Here is a 22,017-nt window from a genome sequence, read left to right as displayed (position 1 = left end):
CCTTTTCATCTATTATTTTTTCTTGTTAGCTACTGTACGACGAGGACCTTTACGAGTACGAGAGTTATTCTTCGTATTTTGACCGCGCACCGGCAATCCACGACGGTGACGGATACCACGGTAAGATCCGATTTCGATTAGACGCTTGATATTTAGAGACTTTTCCCGGCGAAGGTCACCTTCAACGGTGAAACCATCGATTGCACTACGGATCCGGCCAAGCTCTTCTTCAGTTAAATCACGAACGCGAGTATCTTCAGAAACACCAGCTTCTTTCAAAAGTTCAGAAGCAGCGCTTTTTCCAATTCCATATACGTAGGTGAGAGAAACAACTACTCGCTTGTCACGAGGAATGTCAACACCTGCTACACGTGCCATCTATTGAGCACCTCCTTATATTATCCTTGCTTTTGTTTATGCTTAGGGTTTGAGCAAATGACCATGACCTTTCCATTACGGCGAATAACTTTACATTTTTCGCAAATCGGTTTAACAGATGGTCTGACTTTCATGTCTATTTACCTCCTTAACTGCTCGGAGTACATTCGAGAGTATAACACGCTTCGGACTAATTATTGCCGACTGGAATAGACATACTATTACTTATAGCGATAAGTGATCCGTCCGCGGGTTAGATCATACGGGGAGATTTCAACTGTTACTTTGTCACCAGGAAGAATTCGGATAAAGTGCATGCGAATCTTTCCGGAAACATGAGCTAAAATCTTGTGGCCATTTTCGAGTTCTACTCGAAACATGGCATTTGGAAGCGGCTCTAGTACCGTCCCTTCCATTTCAATAACATCATCTTTGGCCATGAATTTACTCTCCTTCCTTCAGTAATTCGAGATGCTGCTGTGAGAACACACCAAGAGCAAATCTGAGTTTCGCATTGGTGACACGTCCGGTTTCCTCTATGCTTCGTATCACTTCATCAGAGATATGGGGAAGGGGCTCTATATGATTCACATTTTTCTTCTTAGCCTTATCAAACTTTCGCTTGTCTCCATCAGCCAGCAGAAGAAAACGTTCATCTAACACCCCAACGACGACAGCATACTGTCCAGTATCCCGTCCCCTTTTGATACGGACGACTTGTCCGACACGGGGTGGAGAATCAGAATCTTTCATTCCTGCATCACCTATATATTATCAAGCTTGAGTTAGGATCTCATAGCCTGTTGTAGTTATGGCAATGGTATGCTCAAAATGAGCACAGTTCTTCCCGTCAGTGGTTACCACCGTCCAATTGTCTGAAAGTGTATGAACATGACGTTCACCAGCATTCACCATTGGCTCGATTGCCAGTACCATTCCTGGTTTCAGGCGCGGTCCTTTTCCAGGAGGCCCGAAGTGAGGAATCTGAGGGTCCTCATGAAGCTCCTGGCCTACGCCGTGTCCCACATACTCTCTTACGATAGAAAAGCCTTCGGCTTCTACATACTTTTGTATGGCGTGAGAGATGTTTGACAAACGTTCTTTTGGTTTTGCTTCAGCAAGACCCTTGAAAAGGGACGCTTCTGTAACATCCAAAAGACGCAGATCTTCTTTGGAGATATCCCCAACAGGATAGGTCCAGGCTGAATCTCCATGATAACCATTATACTTTGCACCAATATCAATTGAAATGATATCGCCCTCGTTTAAGGCGCGGTCACTCGGAATTCCATGTACCAGCTCTTTATTTACTGAAGCGCAAATGCTTCCGGTAAATCCACTGTAACCTTTAAATGATGGTATTGCCCCGTGCTGACGAATAAACTTATCCGCAATCTCATCCAAGTCTTTCGTTGTTATACCAGGCTGAATATGCTTTTGTAATTCCTGATGCGTGAGGGCTACAATACGCCCGGCTTCACGCATTATATCGATTTCTCGATCTGTTTTACAAATTATCATGCATGAAGTCCTTTCAGCAATTCATCAATGTCTCGGAGCACCTTATCAATATCCTGATCTCCATCAATATTTCGAAGATAACCTTTTTCCTCATAAAAATCAATGAGAGGTTGTTGTTGTTCTATATTTACATCCAAACGCTTCTTAACGGTTTCTGGCTTATCATCATCTCTTTGAATCAATTCACTGCCATCCACATCACAGATGCCTTCTTCTTTCGGAGGATTGAAAATGACATGATAGGTTCTTCCAGATGTTGGAGAAACTCTTCTCCCGGTTAAACGCTCCATTAAGCTATCTTTGTCTACTTCAATATTGAGCACGTAATCTAAAGAAGTATTCAACGATGCCAGGATATCTTCCAAAGCTTCTGCCTGAGCTACTGTGCGCGGAAATCCATCAAGTAGAAACCCTTTTTCGCAATCACTCTTGCTTAGTCGCTCTCGAACAATGCCAATTGTTACCTCATCGGGAACTAATTCGCCGGCATCCATGTAAGACTTTGCTTTTATTCCAAGCTCCGTCTCTCCCTTAATAGCAGCGCGGAACATGTCCCCGGTAGAAATATGCGGAATACCGTATTTTTCTACAATCTTTTCAGCTTGTGTGCCTTTACCGGCACCTGGAAGTCCCATTAAAATAAGGTTCATTTATATCTCCTCCATCGCTCCGAGTTCAGCCAAGGGTCTGGGGAGTGCCCTTCCCCTCGATCTCTTATTTAATAAAGCCTTTATAGCTTCGTTTGATCAACTGGCTTTCTATCTGTTTCATTGTATCCAACGCTACACCCACGACAATTAACAATCCCGTGCCGCCTATTTGTATGGTTTGCGGAAGGCCTAACTGGGTAGTAAAGAAAACAGGAATGACTGAAACGGTGGCTAAGAATAATGCTCCGACCAACGTGAGTCGATACATAATTCTTTTGATATAAACCTCGGTGGTCTTCCCTGGACGAATGCCGGGAATGTACCCTCCTTGTTTTTTAAGGTTTTCAGCCATTTGCTCCGGATTCACTTGTACAAATGTATAGAAGTAGGTAAATCCAATGATCAATGCTGCGTAGAAGATTAAACCAAACGGCTGGGTGTAATCAAAGTTTTGAATGACCCATCTTGCTACAACATTATCTTCCCCTACAAAGCTTGCAACGGTAGGAGGGAAAATAAACAAAGAAAGTGCAAAGATAATTGGGATAACACCTGCGGCGTTTACTTTTAACGGCAGGTGAGTTGACTGTCCACCTACAGGACTGCGGCCTACCAGGCGTTTAGCATATTGTATCGGCACCTTACGGATCGCTTGCTGTATAAAAATAACCCCAACTACAATCAAAAGTACGGCTATCGCTAGAAACAGTAGCGTAACAATGCCGAAAAATAATTGATCTCCAGCATCTTCGATTTGGGTGGCATAAATTTGATTCACACCATTAGGTATCCCTGCTGCTATACCGCCAAAGATGATAATAGATATACCATTTCCAACACCTTTGAGTGTAATCTGTTCCCCTAACCACATTAAGAATGCAGTTCCTGTTGTCATCACCAAGGCAATGAAAATGTATTTCGGAATACTTGGGTCTGGAATCAAACCAGGAAAGAGGTTGTTAAAACCAATAGACATCCCTAAACCTTGAATAAAAGCGAGAACAACAGTGAAGTACCTTGTGAACTGAGCGAGTTTACGCCGTCCTGCTTCACCCTGTTTGGCCCATTCAGTAAATTTAGGAACAACGTCCATCCGTAACAATTGTACAACAATGGATGCGGTGATATAGGGCATGACACCCATAGCAAAAACAGAATAGTTCCCTAGCGCTCCGCCGCCAAATGTATTTAAAAATCCAAAAGCGTTCGCTTGATCTTGAAAGTCTAATACATCGCGGTTAGAGCCCGGGACAGGTATAAAGCTTCCTATTCTGAACACTACGAGCATGAGAAGGGTGAAAATGACTTTCCGTCTTAAATCACCCACGCGAAAAATATTGGAGATCGTACGGAACATTAGATCACCTCTGTTTTGCCGCCAGCCTCTTCGATTGCTTTCACAGCAGACGCAGAGAACTTATTGGCTCTTACAGTCAGGTCTTTATCCAGGTTTCCGTTGCCTAGAATTTTGATTCCGTCTTTGACGTTGCTAACTACCCCTTCTTTTACAAGAAGTTCAGGAGTTACCTCTGTACCTGACTCAAAACGGTTAAGAGTTTCTACATTCACAACTGCGTATTCTACGCGAGTCGGGTTCGTAAATCCACGCTTTGGCAGACGCTTGTAGATAGGGTTTTGACCCCCTTCAAAGCCTGGTCTTACTCCGCCACCGGAACGGGCGTTTTGACCTTTATGTCCACGGCCTGCTGTCTTACCATTACCAGAAGCCGGTCCACGTCCTACACGATTGCGAACTTTACGGGAACCTTCTGCAGGTTTCAACTCATGAAGTTTCATGCTGACACCTCCCTGTCTCGTTGAAGTTTATTATGCATCAATTTCTTTTACAGTTAATAGATGCGATACTTTATTGATCATTCCGCGGATTGCGGCATTGTCTTCTTGTACTACTGAATGATTCACCTTGCGCAGTCCAAGTGTATTTACAGTAACGCGCTGGTCCTGCGGACGGCCAATCAAACTACGGCTGAGGGTGATTTCAAGTTTTTTTGCCATCTCGTTTCCCTCCTTATCCTAACAGTTCTTCGACGCTTTTACCACGTAGTTTAGCTACTTCTTCAGCTGTCTTTAAGCTTTCAAGGCCTTGCAAAGTTGCGCGAACCATATTGATTGGGTTGTTAGAACCTAGAGACTTGGAAAGGATATCATTAACGCCACCTAACTCAAGCACGGCACGGACTGGTCCACCCGCGATAATCCCAGTACCTTCGCTTGCTGGCTTCATTAGTACACGTCCTGCTCCAAAGTGTCCTACGATTTCATGTGGAATTGTTGTTCCAACAGTAGGTACTTCAATAAGATTCTTTTTACCGTTCTCTACAGCTTTGCGGATAGCTTCTGGCACTTCAAGAGCCTTGCCCATTCCAAAACCGACGTGGCCGTTGCGGTCACCCACTACTACAAGAGCAGCAAAGCGGAAACGACGTCCACCTTTAACAACTTTCGCTACACGGTTGATAGCTACAACTCTTTCTTCAAGTTCAAGCTTACTTGGATCGATACCCATGCATTTTCCCTCCTTCTTTTTTAGAATTTCAATCCGTTTTCTCGTGCTGCATCAGCAAGTGCTTCCACACGGCCGTGATAAATGAATCCTCCGCGGTCAAATACAACAGATTCATGTCCTTTTTCACTAGCGCGCTTGGCGATAAGTTCACCAACTTGCTTAGCTGCCTCTTTATTTCCACCGTTCTCAAGCTTAAGCTCATTATCAAGAGATGATGCTGCAACAAGCGTTTCACCCTTCACATCATCAATAAGCTGTGCATAGATGTGCTTGGAAGAACGGAAAACATTTAAACGTGGGCGTTCAGCTGTCCCCTGTACCTTGCGGCGGACACTCATGTGACGCTTTTTACGGGACGCATATTTATTAGTTTTCGTAATCATGCAACGCTCCTCCTTTCTCACTTTTTCGTTAGGAGTTACTTACCAGTTTTACCTTCTTTGCGGCGAACTTGCTCACCTGCGTAACGAATTCCTTTACCTTTATAAGGTTCTGGGGTCCGTACAGAACGGATGTTAGAAGCTACAGCTCCAACACGCTCTTTGTCGATTCCTTTAACCACTACTTTGGTGTTCGCTGGAACATCGATTTCGATCCCTTCTTCAGGAACAATCTCAACTGGGTGGGAGTATCCTACATTCAGAACTACCTTGTTTCCAGATTTGTTCGCACGATAACCTACACCGACAAGCTCCAATGCTTTTTCATAGCCTTGGGTTACGCCCTCAACCATGTTGTTGATCAAGCTGCGGCTAGTTCCGTGAAGAGCACGATGCTCTTTGTGGTCAGAAGGTCTTTCAACCGTTACTTCGTTATCTTCAATATTGACTTTCATGTCAGAATGAATTTCACGCTTTAGTTCCCCTTTAGGGCCTTTAACAGTTACCACGTTACCGTCAAGTGATACTGTTACACCTTCAGGGATTACTACTGGTTTAATACCTACACGAGACATAATGTCACCTCCATTTCGTCCACTCTTGTGTTACCAGATATATGCTAGAACTTCTCCGCCAACTTGTTGGCTGCGAGCATCTTTATCAGTCATTACTCCGTTAGAAGTAGAAATTACAGCGATTCCTAATCCACCAAGTACACGAGGTACTTCGTTAGCTTTCGCATAGACGCGAAGTCCTGGCTTGCTGATTCGCTTAAGCCCGGAAATAACGCGCTCATTGCTTGGTCCGTACTTCAAGAAGATACGGATGATTCCTTGCTTGTTGTCTTCCACATATTCTACATCGCGAACGAAACCTTCACGCTTGAGGATTTCTGCGATTTCTTTTTTCAAGTTAGAAGCTGGCAATTCAAGCTTCTCGTGACGAACAGTGTTTGCATTACGAATGCGTGTTAGCATATCGGCAATCGGATCTGTCATAACCATATCGGTTTACCTCCTTCCTTGTCTGGAGCCTTACCAGCTTGCTTTTTTGACGCCTGGAATTTGTCCTTTGTATGCGAGTTCACGGAAACAAATCCGGCAAAGTTTAAATTTGCGTATAACAGAGTGAGGACGTCCACAACGTTCACAACGGGTGTACTCACGTACTTGGTACTTTTGTGGCCGCTTTTGTTTGGCGATCATTGATTTTTTAGCCAAGGCAGATTGTCCCTCCTTAAAGGTTCACTTATTTTTGGAACGGCAGTCCCATTTGAGTTAGCAACTCACGTGCTTCTTCGTCCGTTTCAGCAGTGGTAACAATTACGATATCCATGCCGCGAACTTTGTCTACTTTATCGTATTCGATCTCTGGGAAGATCAACTGCTCTTTTACACCTAGTGTGTAGTTCCCGCGACCGTCAAATGCTTTGTTTGAGATCCCGCGGAAGTCACGTACACGAGGAAGAGATACGTTGATTAGCTTTTCAAGAAAATCATACATACGTTGGCCTCGAAGTGTAACTTTGGCGCCAATAGGCATACCTTCACGAAGCTTAAAGCCTGCGATAGATTTCTTGGCCTTTGTGATTAATGGTTTTTGACCTGTGATATCAGCTAGTTCTTCAACTGCTTTATCAAGAGCCTTAGGGTTTTGCACCGCTTCACCCACACCCATGTTTACCACAATTTTGTCTATTTTAGGTACTCCCATAACAGAGGAGTAATTAAACTTTTCATGCAAGTTTGAAACAATCTCATTTTGGTATTTACTCTTTAGAGCGTTCATATGGTTGACCTCCTTTCATCAACTGACTTACTTATCGAGGGGTTCACCAGATTTCTTAGCAACCCGGATTTTTTTTCCGTCTTCAACTTTATAACCTACACGAGTAGGTTCACCGCTTTGCGGATCAATAGGCATCACGTTGGATACATGAATTGGCGCCTCTTGGTTCATGATTCCACCTTGCGGATTTTCTTGAGAAGGCTTAGCATGTTTTTTTACCATGTTAACCCCTTCTACCAACACTCTGTAATCGCTAGGGTAAGCTTCAAGGATCACACCTTCGGTGCCCTTGTCTTTTCCAGTGATTACTTTGACTTTATCGCCTTTTTTGACGTGGAGTTTAGGTTGAGCCATCATCGCACCTCCTTAACCATGCATTTTCATCTCTACCGGTCTCTTAAAGCACTTCTGGTGCCAAAGAAACGATTTTCATGTATTGCTCATCACGGAGTTCTCTTGCTACCGGTCCGAAAATACGAGTCCCGCGAGGGCTTTTATCTGGGCGAACAATTACAGCTGCGTTTTCGTCGAACTTAATGTAAGAACCATCCTTACGACGTGCACCGCTCTTAGAGCGAACAATTACAGCAGTGACAACTTCACCTTTTTTGACAACGCCTCCTGGTGTTGCTTGTTTTACCGAGCAAACAATCATATCACCGATGTTAGCGGATTTACGACCAGAGCCGCCTAGAACTTTAATGCATTGCACTTGTCTTGCACCAGAGTTATCTGCAACTTTTAAACGACTTTCTTGTTGAATCATTGACTACGTAACCTCCCTTCATACAGAGAAAAGTATTAAATGATCACGGCTTCTTCTACAATTTCCACTAGTCGGAAACGTTTATCCTTAGATAGCGGGCGAGTTTCCATGATCTTAACGATATCGCCTTTTTTGGCTTTATTTTCTTCATCATGTGCTTTGAATTTCTTAGAGTACTTTACACGCTTTCCGTATAGGGAATCAGTCTTGTACGTTTCAACCAGAACCGTAATAGTCTTATCCATCTTATCAGAAACAACGCGTCCATTGTACACTTTACGCTGATTACGTTCAGCCATTTAGCCAAACCTCCTCTCAGGGTTTATTAACCTTTATTAATACCGAGCTCTCTTTCGCGTAAAACTGTCTTGGCACGGGCAATATCTTTCCGTACTGTGCGAATCCGTACTGGATTGTCCAATTGACCAGTTGCCAGCTGAAAGCGAAGGTTAAATAACTCTTCTTTCAGTGACTTAGTCTTTTGCTCAATTTCAGCAGTGGTTAACTCTCTAATTTCATTAGCTTTCATTTGCCTCACCACCTACTTCTTCGCGTTTAACAAACTTCGTCTTAATTGGAAGCTTGTGAGACGCAAGTCTAAGTGCTTCGCGGGCTACTTCTTCAGGAACCCCCGCAATTTCAAACATAATCTTACCAGGTTTTACAACAGCTACCCATCCTTCTGGAGCACCTTTACCGGAACCCATTCGAACTTCAAGAGGTTTTGCTGTGTATGGTTTGTCTGGAAAAATTTTAATCCAAACCTTACCGCCACGCTTCATGTAACGAGTCATTGCGATACGAGCTGACTCAATTTGACGGTTTGTAATCCAAGATGCTTCTACTGCTTGTAGGCCATATTCACCAAAAGTAACTTCAGTTCCGCCTTTTGCACGGCCTCTCATTTTTCCACGATGTTCACGACGGAATTTAACACGTTTAGGCATCAACATATTATTTTCCTCCTTCCTTTTTGTTCGTTCCTTTCGTTGGAAGGACTTCTCCACGATAGATCCAGATCTTCACTCCGATTTTACCGTACGTAGTGTCTGCTTCAGCAGTCCCATAATCGATGTCCGCGCGAAGTGTATGGAGAGGAACTGTCCCTTCGTTATAGCTTTCAGAGCGAGCGATGTCAGCTCCGCCAAGACGGCCGGAAACTTCTGTTTTGATACCTTGTGCTCCAGCACGCATTGTGCGCTGCATAGCTTGCTTCATTGCACGACGGAAAGAAATACGGTTTTCTAATTGACGAGCAATATTTTCTGCCACCAGGCGAGCATCCATATCAGCTTGCTTTACTTCTGCAATGTTGATGTGTACTCTTTTGCCGGTTAATTGGTTAAGGGCTTTACGAAGAGCCTCAACTTCCGAACCGCCTTTACCGATAACCATACCAGGTTTCGCAGTGTGAATAGTAATATTAACACGCTTTGCTGCACGCTCAATCTCAATTGTAGATACTGATGCGTCCGTCAAGCGGTTTTCGATGAACTCACGAATCTTAACGTCCTCGTGAAGTAAGTCTGCATAGTCCTTGTCAGCGTACCATTTGGAATCCCAGTCGCGAATTACGCCGATGCGCAATCCTACCGGATTAACTTTTTGACCCACTCATTAACCCTCCTTCTTTTCTGATACAACGATTGTAATATGGCTTGTGCGCTTGTTAATTCTTGTGGCGCGCCCCATCGCACGTGGACGGAATCTTTTAAGCGTTACACCTTCATCAACAAAAGCCTCGCTGATATATAGATTCTCAGGTTCCATTTCATAGTTATGCTCTGCGTTTGCAACAGCAGAGTTTAGTACTTTCTCAATGATCGGGGAAGCTGCTTTTGGAGTGTGATTAAGAATAGCTAGCGCTTCACCGATGTTCTTGCCCCGAACAAGGTCTGCTACCAAACGTGCTTTACGAGGGGCAATTCGGACTTGTTTAGCAACTGCTTTAGCTTGCATGAATGTTTACCTCCCCTCTAATTAACGTCTCGTTTTCTTATCGTCTTTTCCATGGCCTCTGTACGTTCTTGAAGGTGCAAACTCTCCAAGCTTATGGCCAACCATGTCCTCTGATACGTATACAGGCACGTGCTTACGACCATCGTAAACAGCGATTGTATGTCCGACAAAGTCAGGGAAAATTGTAGAGCGGCGAGACCAGGTTTTAATTACTTTCTTATCATTCTTCTCGTTTAATTCTTCCACTTTTGTCATCAAGTGGTCATCGACAAAAGGTCCTTTTTTTAAACTACGACCCATGATGAGACCTCCCTTCGTGATTGGCCCACGGTTCCGTAGAACCGCAGCGCAACCTCGTTATTTTTTACGACGACGGACAATATACTTGTCAGTGTCTTTGTTTTTCTTACGTGTCTTGTAACCAAGAGTTGGTTGACCCCAAGGTGTAACTGGTGACTTACGTCCGATAGGCGCGCGGCCTTCCCCACCACCGTGTGGGTGATCACTAGGGTTCATTGCAGAACCACGAACGACAGGACGCTTACCTAACCAGCGAGACCGGCCGGCTTTACCAACGTTAATAAGTTCATGTTCAAGATTACCAACTTGACCGACTGTAGCACGACATGAAGAAAGAATCAAGCGTGTTTCACCAGATCTTAGTCGCACAAGAACATATTTGCCTTCTTTACCAAGTACCTGAGCTTCTGCTCCGGCAGAACGAACAAGCTGTGCTCCACGTCCAGGCTTTAACTCAACATTATGGATTACAGTACCCACTGGGATATTAACAAGTGGAAGTGCGTTTCCTACTTTGATGTCTGCCTCTGGACCTGATACGATTTCTTGCCCTACCTTAAGTCCTTTTGGTGCAAGGATATAACGTTTTTCACCGTCCAGGTAGTTAATGAGCGCGATGTTAGCAGAACGGTTTGGATCGTACTCGATAGTCGCTACACGACCAGGAACTCCGTCCTTTTCACGCTTAAAGTCGATAACACGATATTGACGCTTGTGCCCACCGCCTTGGTGGCGAACAGAAATACGGCCTTGATTATTACGACCGCCTTTCTTGTGAAGGGGCTCAAGCAAAGATTTTTCTGGCTGATCAGTTGTGATCTCTGCAAAGTCGCTTCCGGACATTCCACGGCGACCATTTGTAGTCGGCTTATACTTTTTGATAGGCATCTTGGTTTCCCTCCTTCACTCTTTATTAGCTTTCAAATAGTTCTAATTCTTGACTGTCTGGCGTTAGTGTGACAATCGCTTTTTTACGGCTAGGTTTAAAACCAGTATAACGGCCGAAACGACGGAATTTACCTTTGTAATTCAAAGTGTTAACTTTCGCTACTTTGATGTCAAAGATCTCTTCCAAGGCTTGCTTGATTTGCGTTTTGTTAGCCTTCACGTCTACTTCAAATGTATATTTCTTCTCTTCCATTTGATCTGCAGAGCGTTCAGTAATTACGGGGCGCTTAATTACATCGCGTGCGTTCATTATCCAAGCACCTCCTCTACCTTCTCCACTGCCTCTTTTGTGATGACTACTTTGTTGTGCTTAAGCAGGTCAAGTACGCTCACATTATCGGCAGTTACAAAGGTAACTCCAGGGATATTTTTTGCTGACAAAGCAACGGCTTCATTATAGTCAGCTGTTACTACAAGTGCTTTGTCACTTGCAGAAAGACCAGAAAGGATATTAACCATTTCTTTTGTCTTTGGTGCATCTAATTTCAAGTCCTCTACTACTACAAACTCTTCACTCTGTACTTTAGTGGAAAGAGCGGATTTAATAGCAAGACGACGAACTTTCTTTGGCAGGCTGTAGCTGTAGCTACGCGGTGTTGGTCCGAAGACTACTCCGCCTCCTACCCATTGTGGGGAACGAATAGATCCTTGACGGGCACGTCCAGTTCCTTTTTGACGCCAAGGTTTGCGGCCTCCGCCTCTAACTTCAGAACGATTTTTAACTTTGTGTGTTCCTTGACGCAATGATGCCTGCTGCATAAGCACAGCATCCGCTAGAACAGCTTCATTTGGTTCGATGCCAAATACGGCATCCGCCAAATCTACATCTCCGACTTGAGAACCGGATTGGTTAAACAATGCTACTTTAGGCATGATGGAGCCTCCTTTCATTCAGACATTTTATTTCGTTGCTTTTACAGCACTTTGAATAGATACATAGCTTTTTTTCGGTCCAGGTACATTACCTTTGATTAGCAGCAAATTACGATCTGTATCGACTTTCACTACTTCAAGGTTTTGTACTGTTACTGTGTTTGTACCCATGCGTCCCGGAAGCTTCTTCCCTTTAAGAACGTGGTTTGGATCTGTTGGACCCATTGAACCTGGGCGACGGTGGTAACGAGAACCGTGAGACATTGGTCCGCGAGACTGGTTATGGCGCTTAATAGCACCCTGGAAACCTTTCCCTTTAGACGTTCCAGTTACATCAACTGTGTCTCCTGCATTAAATGTATCAACTTTGACTTCCTGACCAACTTCATAATCCGTAAGTGTCACGTCACGGAATTCACGTACGTAGCGCTTGGGAGTAGTACTTGCTTTCTCAGCATGTCCCTTAGCTGGTTTGTTAGAACGTGATTCTTTTTTATCGGAGAAACCAAGTTGAATGGCTTCATACCCGTCAGACTCAACAGTCTTGGTTTGTAGAACCACATTTGGTTCAGCTTGGATAACTGTTACCGGTACTACCTCTCCATTGTCGTTAAACAACTGTGTCATTCCAATTTTTCTTCCCAAGATTCCTTTGGCCATTAGTCACACCTCCTGTTATTTCATAAAATTATTTTTTATTTATTGTTAATATAAAAGACTATTAAAGTTTAATTTCAATATCGACACCAGATGGTAAATCCAAACGCATCAAAGCATCAACTGTTTGCGGCGTTGGGCTTACGATGTCGATTAAACGCTTATGTGTGCGCATTTCAAATTGCTCACGTGAATCCTTAAACTTGTGAGTCGCACGCAAGATTGTGTAAACAGACTTTTCTGTAGGTAGTGGAATAGGGCCAGATACTCCCGCTCCAGAACGCTTCGCTGTGTCAACAATCTTCTCTGCAGACTGATCAAGAATGCGATGGTCATAAGCTTTTAAACGAATACGAATTTTTTCTTTTGCCATTTGTAGACCTCCTTTTTTCGTCCGATTTATACAGACATCCTCCGCGAAAATTATCCCATCACGCCCTCCCATGGCAAAGGGTCCGGGTGTGTCGGCAACCTTCCGCATCATCGTTATCCAGGACCAAGAACGTATAGATTGACTGATTTATCAGCTCAAAAATATATCCATTGGTCACACTTTTTCTATTATAAAGACCTAGTACACTAATTGCAAGTTTTTATTCAAAAAAATTTGCTTTCCTTTATTTCTCAAGCAATCCTTCTTGCTGATTGCTGTAAGGAGTCTCTTTCTTGATGGTCAGGAGGTAATCAGCCAGCCATTTTGTTTCTTCCTTATATTATATAGAAGAGATAGGATAAAGACGTTCCACACAGTGCTATCCCACTAAAAAGAGCCCTGACTCTGTCAGGACTCTTATTATATCACTTTACTTATTACTCAGTGATTTCAGCAACAACGCCAGCGCCTACAGTACGTCCGCCTTCACGGATAGAGAACTTCGTACCGTCTTCGATCGCGATTGGAGCAATTAGTTCAACTGTCATTTCGATGTTGTCACCAGGCATAACCATTTCTACGCCTTCAGGAAGGTGGATAACACCAGTTACGTCAGTTGTACGGAAGTAGAACTGAGGACGATAGTTAGAGAAGAAAGGAGTGTGACGTCCACCCTCTTCTTTTGAAAGAACGTATACCTCAGCTTTAAACTTCGTGTGTGGTGTGATAGAACCAGGCTTAGCCAAAACTTGACCACGCTTGATGTCCTCACGGCTTACACCACGAAGAAGGGCACCAATGTTGTCGCCAGCTTCTGCATAGTCAAGAAGCTTACGGAACATTTCTACTCCAGTAACAGTTGTTTTTCTAGCTTCTTCATCGATACCGATGATTTCAATTTCATCACCAACGTTAAGAACTCCACGCTCTACACGGCCAGTCGCAACTGTACCACGGCCAGTGATAGAGAATACGTCCTCAACAGGCATCATGAACGCCTTGTCTTTGTCACGCTCTGGAGTTGGGATGTAGTCATCTACAGCTTGCATAAGCTCGACGATTTTTTCCTCGTACGCTTCGTCTCCTTCAAGTGCTTTCAAAGCAGATCCGGATACAACAGGTACGTCGTCTCCAGGGAAGTCGTACTCAGAAAGAAGGTCACGTACTTCCATTTCAACTAGCTCAAGAAGCTCTTCGTCGTCTACCATGTCTACTTTGTTCAAGAAAACAACGATAGAAGGTACACCAACCTGACGGGAAAGAAGAATGTGCTCACGAGTTTGTGGCATTGGACCGTCAGCTGCGGATACTACAAGAATAGCTCCGTCCATTTGTGCAGCACCAGTGATCATGTTTTTAACATAGTCAGCGTGGCCTGGGCAGTCAACGTGTGCATAGTGACGAGAATCTGTTTCATACTCTACGTGTGCAGTAGAGATTGTGATTCCACGCTCGCGCTCTTCTGGAGCACCGTCGATAGAATCGTAAGCCATAGCCGTTCCAGAACCGGAACGCTTATGAAGTACAGTTGTAATAGCAGCCGTTAACGTAGTTTTACCATGGTCAACGTGGCCGATAGTACCGATATTGGCATGTGTTTTCGAACGATCAAACTTTTCTTTTGCCATTATGATAATCCTCCCTTAAATCAAGTAAATTATGTGAAGCAAGAAAGGTGGAACATTCTGCTATGAATCACCTTTCTTAGCTTACAATAAATTTTTTTTAGAAACAATTGTTTCGATTAAATTATTGTCCACTACTTTTCTTAATGATTTCTTCAGAAACACTCTTAGGCACTTCTTCATAGTGGTCAAAGTACATGCTGTACGTTCCACGGCCTTGTGTGTTAGAACGAAGGTTTGTAGCATAACCAAACATTTCAGCAAGTGGTACAAATGCACGGATCACCTGAGCATTCCCACGAGCTTCCATACCTTCAACACGGCCGCGACGGGAAGTTACGTCACCCATAACGTCACCCATGTATTCCTCTGGAACCACAATTTCAACTTTCATAAGCGGCTCAAGAAGCACAGGGTTACACTTGTTTTTTGCCTGCTTAAGTGCCATAGAAGCAGCTACTTTAAATGCCATTTCGTTGGAGTCAACGTCATGGTAAGAACCATCAAAGAGCTTGGCTTTTACATCAATAAGCGGGTAGCCTGCCAACAGACCATTTTGCATTGACTCAGCAATGCCCTGCTCTACAGAAGGAATATATTCACGAGGAACAACCCCACCTACGATTTTGTTTTCAAATTCAAAGCCGGCGCCTTCTTCGTTTGGTTCAAATTCAACCCAAACGTGACCATACTGACCGCGTCCACCGGACTGACGGACAAACTTCCCTTCACACTTTGCACCTTGACGAATCGTTTCACGGTAAGATACCTGAGGAGCACCTACAGTAGCATCTACTTTGAACTCACGTCTTAGACGGTCAACAATGATATCAAGGTGAAGTTCTCCCATTCCAGAGATAATTGTTTGACCAGTTTCTTCATCGGTCTTTGTCTGGAAAGTTGGATCCTCATCAGCAAGTCTTGCAAGGGCAATACCCATTTTATCCTGGTCTGCTTTTGACTTAGGTTCAACAGACAAGGAGATAACCGGTTCTGGGAATTCCATAGATTCAAGGATTACGCGATCCTTTTCATCACATAGAGTGTCCCCAGTTGATGTATCTTTCAAACCTACTCCTGCTGCAATATCACCAGCATACACACTGGAGATTTCTTCACGAGAGTTTGCATGCATCTGAAGAATACGACCTACACGCTCACGCTTGTCCTTAGTTGAGTTACGAACATAAGAACCAGAATCAAGTCTCCCTGAGTACACGCGGAAGAACGTCAGCTTACCAACGTAAGGGTCAGCCATTACCTTAAAGGCAAGTGCTGAGAAAGGCCCGTTATCGTCAGCTTTACGCTCTACTTCTTCCTCAGTGTCTGGAAGATGACCTTTGATAGGAGGTACATCAAGCGGCGATGGAAGATAGTCAATGACAGCGTCAATCATTAATTGAACACCTTTATTTTTGAAAGCAGAACCGCAAAGCACAGGGTAGAATTCTACACTTAGTGTAGCTTTACGAACAGCTGCTTTTAATTCGTCATTGCTGATTTCTTCACCTTCAAGATATTTCATCATAAGATCTTCATCGAGTTCAGATACTGCCTCAATTAGCTTCTCACGATACTCCTCAGCTTGAGCCTTGTATTCTTCTGGGATTTCACGGGCCTCTGTACGAGTTCCCAGATCGTCCAAGTAGAAGAATGCTTCCATTGTAACAAGATCAATGATACCTTCAAACTCGTCTTCAGCACCAATCGGTAGCTGAACTGCCTGCGCATTAGCACCTAGACGGTCTTTAAGAGTACCCAAGGAGTAGATGAAATCTGCTCCGATTTTATCCATCTTATTAACAAAAACAATACGAGGTACATGATATGTGGTCGCCTGGCGCCACACTGTTTCTGTTTGTGGTTCCACACCAGATTGTGCGTCAAGAACCGCAACTGCCCCGTCAAGTACACGAAGAGAACGCTCTACTTCTACAGTAAAGTCTACGTGCCCTGGTGTATCGATTATGTTTACACGATGGTCTTTCCACTGAGCGGTGGTAGCAGCAGAGGTGATAGTAATACCACGCTCTTGCTCTTGCTCCATCCAGTCCATTTGAGATGCACCTTCATGAGTTTCACCAATTTTATGGATACGACCAGTATAATAAAGGATACGTTCTGTGGCAGTCGTTTTACCGGCATCGATGTGAGCCATGATACCGATATTACGAGTTTTTTCTAAGGAGAATGCTCTTGCCATAGACTCCTTCTCCTTTCTCAAATCCTAAGTTGGTTGAATTATTTTTTATAATATCTACCTGACAGATTACCAGCGATAATGAGCAAATGCTTTGTTTGCTTCAGCCATACGGTGAGTGTCCTCACGCTTCTTAACTGCTGAACCAGTATTGTTTGCTGCATCCATAATTTCATTAGCCAAACGTTCTTCCATTGTTTTCTCTCCGCGAAGACGAGCATAGCTCACCAACCAGCGAAGTCCCAATGTTGTACGACGATCAGGCTTAACTTCAATCGGTACCTGGTAGTTTGCACCACCTACACGACGAGCTTTAACTTCCAGCACAGGCATGATGTTTTTCAATGCTTGATCGAATACTTCCATTGGCTCTTGATTTGTACGTTCACGTACGATATCAAAAGACTTATAAAGAATGTTTTGAGCTTTACCTTTTTTACCGTCAACCATAATGCGGTTGATTAGACGAGTGACCAATTTTGAGTTGTAAAGCGGATCAGGCAGCACGTCACGGCGAGGTACAGGTCCTTTACGAGGCATGGATCACCCCTCCTTTCTTGTCTTTATTTTTATTTCTTCGGCTTCTTCGTGCCGTATTTAGATCTGCTTTGCTTACGATCTTGTACACCAGCAGTGTCTAGTGCACCACGAACGATGTGATAACGTACCCCTGGAAGGTCCTTAACACGTCCTCCACGGATCAATACCACACTATGTTCTTGTAAGTTATGGCCAATTCCCGGGATGTAAGCAGTAACCTCGATCCCGTTTGTCAAACGAACACGTGCATATTTACGCAATGCAGAGTTCGGTTTCTTTGGCGTCATTGTTCCAACACGAGTACATACTCCGCGCTTTTGAGGAGCAGACTGGTCTGTTTGAACTTTTTTGAAGCTGTTAAACCCTTTGTTCAAAGCTGGGCTGTCAGACTTCTTTGTTTTGTTTTGACGTCCTTTACGGACAAGTTGGTTAATAGTAGGCATCCAATTTCCTCCTTCCTTAAGCTATTTTCAAGACCACCGATCCAGGTGGTTCAATTGAAGACAAAAGTAAAGTTTTTGCTAGCAGAGAGAACCCTGCCAGCAAAAACATTATCCCTTTTTCAAGGCAACCGTTGCAGCTCCTACATCAATTCCACAAGCTTTACCAAGCAGCTGCATAGAATCGACAGTGTGAATGGGGATATTTCTATCTTTAGCAGCTAAGATGATTTTGTTGACGACACGCTTTTCTGCATCCTCGGCAACAATTACTTCATCTGCTGTACCCGCTTCTAAAGCTTTCAACGTCTGCTTCGTTCCTATCACTACTTCAGCGGCCTGTGTTACTTTTTCATAAGACATTAGTCATCCTCCAAAGCACAGGGTGTTAGGCGCACTTTGATATCATATCACTCTGAAAAACGAGTGTCAACACTCTTTTACTCATGATTCATAATTGCTTCAACACTATCCGCTTCAGGCTTTTCCACTGTTTCACTTATATCTGACTTCAATGAACGATATCTCTGCATCCCTGTTCCGGCTGGAACAAGTTTACCGATAATAACGTTCTCTTTCAGTCCTACAAGCTCATCACGTTTTCCTTTGATTGCCGCATCTGTAAGGACACGAGTCGTTTCCTGGAAGGATGCAGCTGACAAGAAGGAGTCTGTTTCAAGAGACGCTTTCGTAATACCAAGAATCACAGGGCGGCCCACAGCCGGCATTTTTCCTTCTGCCAGTACTTTATGGTTAGCATCGTCAAAATTGTGCACTTCCACAAGGCTACCAGGCAGTACCTCTGTATCTCCGGAATCTGCGACACGGATCTTACGAAGCATTTGACGGACCATTACCTCTACGTGTTTGTCGCCAATTTCTACCCCTTGCATGCGGTATACCTTTTGAACTTCTTTTAGCAGGTATTCTTGTGTCCCATGAAGACCTGAAACAACCAGTAGTTCTTTCGGGTCGATGGAGCCTTCAGTTAAAGGATCACCCGTTTCCACATGATCTCCTACTCCTACTTTAAGGCGTGCGCCATATGGGGTAGTATAAGATCTTGTTTCCTGATCCCCTTTTATTGTTACTTCTTTTTTATCGCCAGCTTCCTGAACCTCCGCTACTTCACCGGACAATTCAGTAATAACGGCTTGCCCTTTAGGATTTCGTGCTTCAAATAGTTCCTGGATACGCGGGAGACCTTGTGTAATATCGTCTCCTGCCACCCCGCCTGTATGGAACGTACGCATGGTGAGCTGGGTTCCCGGCTCTCCGATAGATTGTGCTGCAATAATTCCTACTGCTTCTCCAACCTCTACGTCACTTCCAGTAGCAAGGTTTCTTCCGTAACATTTCTTACATGCACCGTGTCGCGTATCGCATGTAAATACAGAACGGATCGTTACCGTTTCCACTCCGGAATCTTCAATTACTTTTGCTGTATCTTCATTAATCAGTTCATTCTTCCTGATCAGCGTTTCATCTGTTTCTGGGTGGCGCACAGTCTTAAAGGCCACACGCCCTACGAGACGGTCATACAAGTCCTCAATGACTTCATTTCCTTCCCTAAGAGCACTCACTTCAAGGCCTCTGTCTGTTCCGCAGTCATTTTCCCGAATGATAACATCCTGGGCCACATCAACAAGGCGACGAGTAAGATAGCCTGAGTCGGCTGTTTTCAGAGCTGTATCCGCAAGACCTTTTCGTGCTCCGTGCGTGGAGATGAAGTACTCAAGTACTGTCAGACCTTCACGGAAGCTGGACTTAATCGGAAGCTCGATAATACGTCCAGACGGGTTGGCCATCAATCCGCGCATTCCAGCAAGCTGTGTAAAGTTAGATGCGTTACCACGAGCACCAGAGTCACTCATCATGAAGATTGGGTTTTGGGGATCTAGTGTACCCATTAAGCGTTCCTGAATGATATCCTTCGCTTCACTCCAGATGGAAATAACTTTATCGTAGCGCTCTTCCTCAGTAATTAAACCGCGGCGGAACTGCTTCATAACCCGTTCCACCTTCAGGTCGGCATCATCAAGAATTTCTTGTTTTGTCTTCAATACTACAATGTCTGAAACCCCGACAGTGATCCCCGCTTTAGTGGAATAATAAAACCCTAGGTCTTTCATTCGGTCAAGCATCTTCGACGTTTCAGTAATCTGGAAGTCTTTAAATACTTGAGCGATGATGTCTCCTAAGAAACCTTTCTTAAAAGGAGGAACAACGTCTCTGGATTCAAACTCTTTTTTAACGTCCGTGGTGTTAGGCACCATGTACTTATCAGGTGTAGCTGTTTCAAGGTTTGTTCTCGTAGGTTCATTTACAAAGGCAAATGAGCTCGGCATAATCTCATTAAAAATTAACTTCCCTACGGTCGTTAATAACAATTGATCATTCTGCTCTTCGGTAAAGGTCGTCTTTTTCAAGGAGGCAACAGGGATCGCAATGCGGCTGTGTAAATGTACATAACCATTTTGATAAGCAGTTAATGCTTCATTGGTGTCCTTGAATATAGAGCCTTCTCCATCTGCCCCTTTTCGTTCCATAGTGAGATAATAGTTCCCTAAAACCATATCCTGGGAAGGAGTTACAACAGGCTTTCCATCCTTAGGATTAAGGATGTTCTGCGCTGCAAGCATAAGGATTCTTGCTTCCGCTTGTGCTTCCGCTGAAAGAGGCACGTGAACAGCCATTTGGTCTCCGTCAAAGTCCGCATTATACGCTGTACATACGAGAGGATGCAGCTTTATCGCACGACCTTCAACAAGCGTTGGTTCAAATGCTTGAATACCTAGTCTGTGTAACGTCGGCGCCCGGTTTAATAGTACTGGGTGCTCTCTGATTACCTCTTCTAGTACATCCCATACTTCCGGCTGCACTCGCTCTACTTTTCGTTTCGCACTTTTGATATTGTGGGCCAGTCCTTTGCTGACAAGCTCCTTCATTACAAAAGGCTTAAAGAGCTCAAGCGCCATTTCCTTTGGAAGACCGCATTGGTACATTTTAAGAGCGGGCCCTACCACGATTACGGAACGGCCGGAATAGTCAACACGCTTACCTAGTAAGTTTTGACGGAAACGGCCTTGTTTTCCTTTCAACATGTGGGAAAGGGATTTTAACGGACGATTCCCCGGCCCAGTTACAGGACGACCTCGGCGTCCGTTATCTATTAATGCATCTACTGCTTCCTGAAGCATTCTTTTTTCATTTTGAACGATGATATTTGGCGCTCCTAGATCTAAAAGACGCTTCAATCGGTTATTTCTGTTTATTACACGACGGTATAAATCATTTAAGTCCGACGTGGCAAAACGGCCACCATCAAGCTGCACCATTGGACGCAGTTCAGGCGGAATTACCGGAAGAACATCAAGAATCATCCATGATGGATCATTCCCTGAGTTTCTAAATGCTTCAAGAACTTCAAGGCGCTTAATCGCTCTCGTCCGGCGCTGACCTTGAGCAGTTTCCAACTCTTCTTTCAACGTGTTAACTTCTTTGTCTAAATCGATATCTGACAAAATCTTTCTAATTGCTTCGGCTCCCATTTGAGCAGAAAAGCCTCTTCCGTACTTATCATAGTACGAACGATATTCCTTCTCTGATAGAAGCTGCTTATATTCTAGAGGGGTGTCTCCAGCATCAGTCACTACGTACGAAGCGAAATAAATGACTTCCTCCAAGGAACGAGGTGACATGTCTAAAACAAGGCCCATTCGGCTTGGAATCCCTTTAAAATACCAGATATGGGATACTGGTGCAGCAAGCTCAATATGTCCCATTCGTTCACGGCGGACTTTCGCTCTTGTCACTTCCACGCCGCATCGGTCACAGACCACGCCTTTGTAGCGGACCCTTTTGTACTTGCCACAGTGACATTCCCAATCTTTTGTTGGTCCAAAGATACGTTCGCAGAAAAGTCCGTCCTTTTCAGGCTTTAACGTACGATAATTAATTGTTTCCGGCTTTTTCACTTCACCACGAGACCAGGAGCGAATCTTATCCGGAGAAGCAAGACCAATTTTCATGTATTCAAAGTTATTTACATCTATCAAGGGGTCAACCTCCCTTTCGAACTTTCAGGTTGTA

The 22,017-nt window shown here is 44.1% G+C and carries 34 protein-coding genes; all 34 read right to left on the bottom strand.

Going from position 1 to position 22,017, the window contains the following annotated elements; all coding sequences use genetic code 11:
* Positions 1-12 precede the first annotated feature (12 nt).
* Complete coding sequence (gene rpsM, locus ACFPU1_RS13540; RefSeq protein ID WP_054637111.1) at positions 13-378, bottom strand: 30S ribosomal protein S13; 366 nt, start codon at positions 376-378, stop codon at positions 13-15.
* 20 nt (positions 379-398) lie between these two features.
* Positions 399-512 carry a 50S ribosomal protein L36 gene (gene rpmJ, locus ACFPU1_RS13535; protein WP_054637112.1) on the bottom strand — a complete coding sequence of 38 codons (114 nt, stop codon included), beginning with the start codon at positions 510-512 and terminating at the stop codon, positions 399-401.
* An 87-nt stretch (positions 513-599) separates the two neighbouring features.
* The gene (infA, locus tag ACFPU1_RS13530; protein ID WP_054637113.1) at positions 600-818 is read right to left on the bottom strand and encodes a translation initiation factor IF-1; all 219 of its coding nucleotides are present in this window, start codon (positions 816-818) and stop codon (positions 600-602) included.
* A gap of 4 nt (positions 819-822) precedes the next feature.
* Positions 823-1,131 carry a KOW domain-containing RNA-binding protein gene (locus ACFPU1_RS13525; RefSeq protein ID WP_100400602.1) on the bottom strand — a complete coding sequence of 103 codons (309 nt, stop codon included), beginning with the start codon at positions 1,129-1,131 and terminating at the stop codon, positions 823-825.
* Between the two features lie 21 nt (positions 1,132-1,152).
* Positions 1,153-1,899: a type I methionyl aminopeptidase gene (gene map / locus ACFPU1_RS13520; RefSeq protein WP_385942070.1), complete on the bottom strand. Its 747-nt coding sequence runs from the start codon at positions 1,897-1,899 to the stop codon at positions 1,153-1,155.
* A complete protein-coding gene (locus ACFPU1_RS13515; RefSeq protein ID WP_054637114.1) occupies positions 1,896-2,549 on the bottom strand; it encodes an adenylate kinase in 654 nt (217 codons plus the stop codon). The genes map and ACFPU1_RS13515 overlap by 4 nt, the downstream gene beginning before the upstream one ends.
* Positions 2,550-2,613: 64 nt before the next feature.
* Complete coding sequence (secY, locus tag ACFPU1_RS13510) at positions 2,614-3,906, bottom strand: preprotein translocase subunit SecY (RefSeq protein ID WP_100400599.1); 1,293 nt, start codon at positions 3,904-3,906, stop codon at positions 2,614-2,616.
* Positions 3,906-4,346, bottom strand: coding sequence for a 50S ribosomal protein L15 (gene rplO, locus ACFPU1_RS13505; RefSeq protein WP_054637115.1), 441 nt, complete (start codon positions 4,344-4,346; stop codon positions 3,906-3,908). Before rplO ends, secY begins: the two co-directional genes overlap by 1 nt.
* Positions 4,347-4,376: 30 nt before the next feature.
* Positions 4,377-4,565, bottom strand: coding sequence for a 50S ribosomal protein L30 (gene rpmD, locus ACFPU1_RS13500; RefSeq protein ID WP_054637116.1), 189 nt, complete (start codon positions 4,563-4,565; stop codon positions 4,377-4,379).
* Between the two features lie 13 nt (positions 4,566-4,578).
* Positions 4,579-5,076 carry a 30S ribosomal protein S5 gene (rpsE, locus tag ACFPU1_RS13495; RefSeq protein ID WP_054637117.1) on the bottom strand — a complete coding sequence of 166 codons (498 nt, stop codon included), beginning with the start codon at positions 5,074-5,076 and terminating at the stop codon, positions 4,579-4,581.
* Between the two features lie 20 nt (positions 5,077-5,096).
* Positions 5,097-5,459 (bottom strand): 50S ribosomal protein L18, encoded by a 363-nt coding sequence (rplR, locus tag ACFPU1_RS13490; RefSeq protein ID WP_054637118.1) that lies wholly within the window; start codon positions 5,457-5,459, stop codon positions 5,097-5,099.
* 35 nt (positions 5,460-5,494) lie between these two features.
* Positions 5,495-6,031, bottom strand: a complete 537-nt coding sequence (gene rplF / locus ACFPU1_RS13485) for a 50S ribosomal protein L6 (RefSeq protein ID WP_385942063.1) — start codon at positions 6,029-6,031, stop codon at positions 5,495-5,497.
* A gap of 30 nt (positions 6,032-6,061) precedes the next feature.
* A complete protein-coding gene (rpsH, locus tag ACFPU1_RS13480) occupies positions 6,062-6,460 on the bottom strand; it encodes a 30S ribosomal protein S8 (protein WP_054637120.1) in 399 nt (132 codons plus the stop codon).
* 30 nt (positions 6,461-6,490) lie between these two features.
* Complete coding sequence (locus ACFPU1_RS13475) at positions 6,491-6,676, bottom strand: type Z 30S ribosomal protein S14 (RefSeq protein WP_019375521.1); 186 nt, start codon at positions 6,674-6,676, stop codon at positions 6,491-6,493.
* 28 nt (positions 6,677-6,704) lie between these two features.
* A complete protein-coding gene (rplE, locus tag ACFPU1_RS13470) occupies positions 6,705-7,244 on the bottom strand; it encodes a 50S ribosomal protein L5 (RefSeq protein WP_054637121.1) in 540 nt (179 codons plus the stop codon).
* Positions 7,245-7,271: 27 nt separating this feature from the next.
* Complete coding sequence (gene rplX, locus ACFPU1_RS13465; RefSeq protein WP_054637122.1) at positions 7,272-7,598, bottom strand: 50S ribosomal protein L24; 327 nt, start codon at positions 7,596-7,598, stop codon at positions 7,272-7,274.
* Between the two features lie 43 nt (positions 7,599-7,641).
* Complete coding sequence (gene rplN, locus ACFPU1_RS13460) at positions 7,642-8,010, bottom strand: 50S ribosomal protein L14 (protein ID WP_100400593.1); 369 nt, start codon at positions 8,008-8,010, stop codon at positions 7,642-7,644.
* Positions 8,011-8,045: 35 nt separating this feature from the next.
* Positions 8,046-8,309, bottom strand: coding sequence for a 30S ribosomal protein S17 (gene rpsQ, locus ACFPU1_RS13455; RefSeq protein WP_100400592.1), 264 nt, complete (start codon positions 8,307-8,309; stop codon positions 8,046-8,048).
* A 26-nt stretch (positions 8,310-8,335) separates the two neighbouring features.
* Positions 8,336-8,539, bottom strand: coding sequence for a 50S ribosomal protein L29 (gene rpmC / locus ACFPU1_RS13450; RefSeq protein WP_054637125.1), 204 nt, complete (start codon positions 8,537-8,539; stop codon positions 8,336-8,338).
* On the bottom strand, positions 8,529-8,963 hold the full coding sequence (gene rplP, locus ACFPU1_RS13445) for a 50S ribosomal protein L16 (RefSeq protein WP_054637126.1): 435 nt from the start codon (positions 8,961-8,963) through the stop codon (positions 8,529-8,531). The genes rpmC and rplP overlap by 11 nt, the downstream gene beginning before the upstream one ends.
* 1 nt (position 8,964) lies before the next feature.
* Entirely contained in the window at positions 8,965-9,624 is a 660-nt protein-coding gene (rpsC, locus tag ACFPU1_RS13440; RefSeq protein ID WP_054637127.1) for a 30S ribosomal protein S3, read from the bottom strand.
* A 3-nt stretch (positions 9,625-9,627) separates the two neighbouring features.
* Positions 9,628-9,969, bottom strand: coding sequence for a 50S ribosomal protein L22 (gene rplV / locus ACFPU1_RS13435; RefSeq protein ID WP_054637128.1), 342 nt, complete (start codon positions 9,967-9,969; stop codon positions 9,628-9,630).
* A 21-nt stretch (positions 9,970-9,990) separates the two neighbouring features.
* On the bottom strand, positions 9,991-10,269 hold the full coding sequence (rpsS, locus tag ACFPU1_RS13430; RefSeq protein ID WP_054637129.1) for a 30S ribosomal protein S19: 279 nt from the start codon (positions 10,267-10,269) through the stop codon (positions 9,991-9,993).
* Positions 10,270-10,326: 57 nt separating this feature from the next.
* Positions 10,327-11,157: a 50S ribosomal protein L2 gene (gene rplB / locus ACFPU1_RS13425; protein WP_100400591.1), complete on the bottom strand. Its 831-nt coding sequence runs from the start codon at positions 11,155-11,157 to the stop codon at positions 10,327-10,329.
* 25 nt (positions 11,158-11,182) lie between these two features.
* Positions 11,183-11,467, bottom strand: coding sequence for a 50S ribosomal protein L23 (gene rplW, locus ACFPU1_RS13420; RefSeq protein WP_269758318.1), 285 nt, complete (start codon positions 11,465-11,467; stop codon positions 11,183-11,185).
* On the bottom strand, positions 11,467-12,090 hold the full coding sequence (rplD, locus tag ACFPU1_RS13415; protein ID WP_385942047.1) for a 50S ribosomal protein L4: 624 nt from the start codon (positions 12,088-12,090) through the stop codon (positions 11,467-11,469). Before rplD ends, rplW begins: the two co-directional genes overlap by 1 nt.
* A gap of 27 nt (positions 12,091-12,117) precedes the next feature.
* Complete coding sequence (rplC, locus tag ACFPU1_RS13410) at positions 12,118-12,750, bottom strand: 50S ribosomal protein L3 (protein WP_385942044.1); 633 nt, start codon at positions 12,748-12,750, stop codon at positions 12,118-12,120.
* A gap of 61 nt (positions 12,751-12,811) precedes the next feature.
* Positions 12,812-13,120, bottom strand: coding sequence for a 30S ribosomal protein S10 (rpsJ, locus tag ACFPU1_RS13405; protein WP_054637132.1), 309 nt, complete (start codon positions 13,118-13,120; stop codon positions 12,812-12,814).
* Between the two features lie 437 nt (positions 13,121-13,557).
* Entirely contained in the window at positions 13,558-14,748 is a 1,191-nt protein-coding gene (gene tuf / locus ACFPU1_RS13400) for an elongation factor Tu (RefSeq protein ID WP_385942040.1), read from the bottom strand.
* Between the two features lie 121 nt (positions 14,749-14,869).
* The gene (gene fusA, locus ACFPU1_RS13395) at positions 14,870-16,948 is read right to left on the bottom strand and encodes an elongation factor G (RefSeq protein WP_385942037.1); all 2,079 of its coding nucleotides are present in this window, start codon (positions 16,946-16,948) and stop codon (positions 14,870-14,872) included.
* 66 nt (positions 16,949-17,014) lie between these two features.
* Entirely contained in the window at positions 17,015-17,485 is a 471-nt protein-coding gene (gene rpsG / locus ACFPU1_RS13390; RefSeq protein ID WP_054637133.1) for a 30S ribosomal protein S7, read from the bottom strand.
* A 29-nt stretch (positions 17,486-17,514) separates the two neighbouring features.
* On the bottom strand, positions 17,515-17,928 hold the full coding sequence (rpsL, locus tag ACFPU1_RS13385) for a 30S ribosomal protein S12 (protein WP_054637134.1): 414 nt from the start codon (positions 17,926-17,928) through the stop codon (positions 17,515-17,517).
* Between the two features lie 108 nt (positions 17,929-18,036).
* Positions 18,037-18,288 (bottom strand): 50S ribosomal protein L7ae-like protein, encoded by a 252-nt coding sequence (locus tag ACFPU1_RS13380; RefSeq protein ID WP_054637135.1) that lies wholly within the window; start codon positions 18,286-18,288, stop codon positions 18,037-18,039.
* 77 nt (positions 18,289-18,365) lie between these two features.
* Positions 18,366-21,983, bottom strand: a complete 3,618-nt coding sequence (gene rpoC / locus ACFPU1_RS13375; RefSeq protein ID WP_385942032.1) for a DNA-directed RNA polymerase subunit beta' — start codon at positions 21,981-21,983, stop codon at positions 18,366-18,368.
* Positions 21,984-22,017 lie beyond the last annotated feature (34 nt).

It is taken from the genome of Thalassorhabdus alkalitolerans (genome assembly GCF_042656525.1).
In the GTDB taxonomy this organism is placed as follows: Bacteria; Bacillota; Bacilli; order Bacillales; family Marinococcaceae; genus Thalassorhabdus; species Thalassorhabdus alkalitolerans.
The sequence above is the reverse complement of the archived record's forward strand: the minus strand, read 5'-3'. Positions and strand labels throughout refer to the sequence as shown.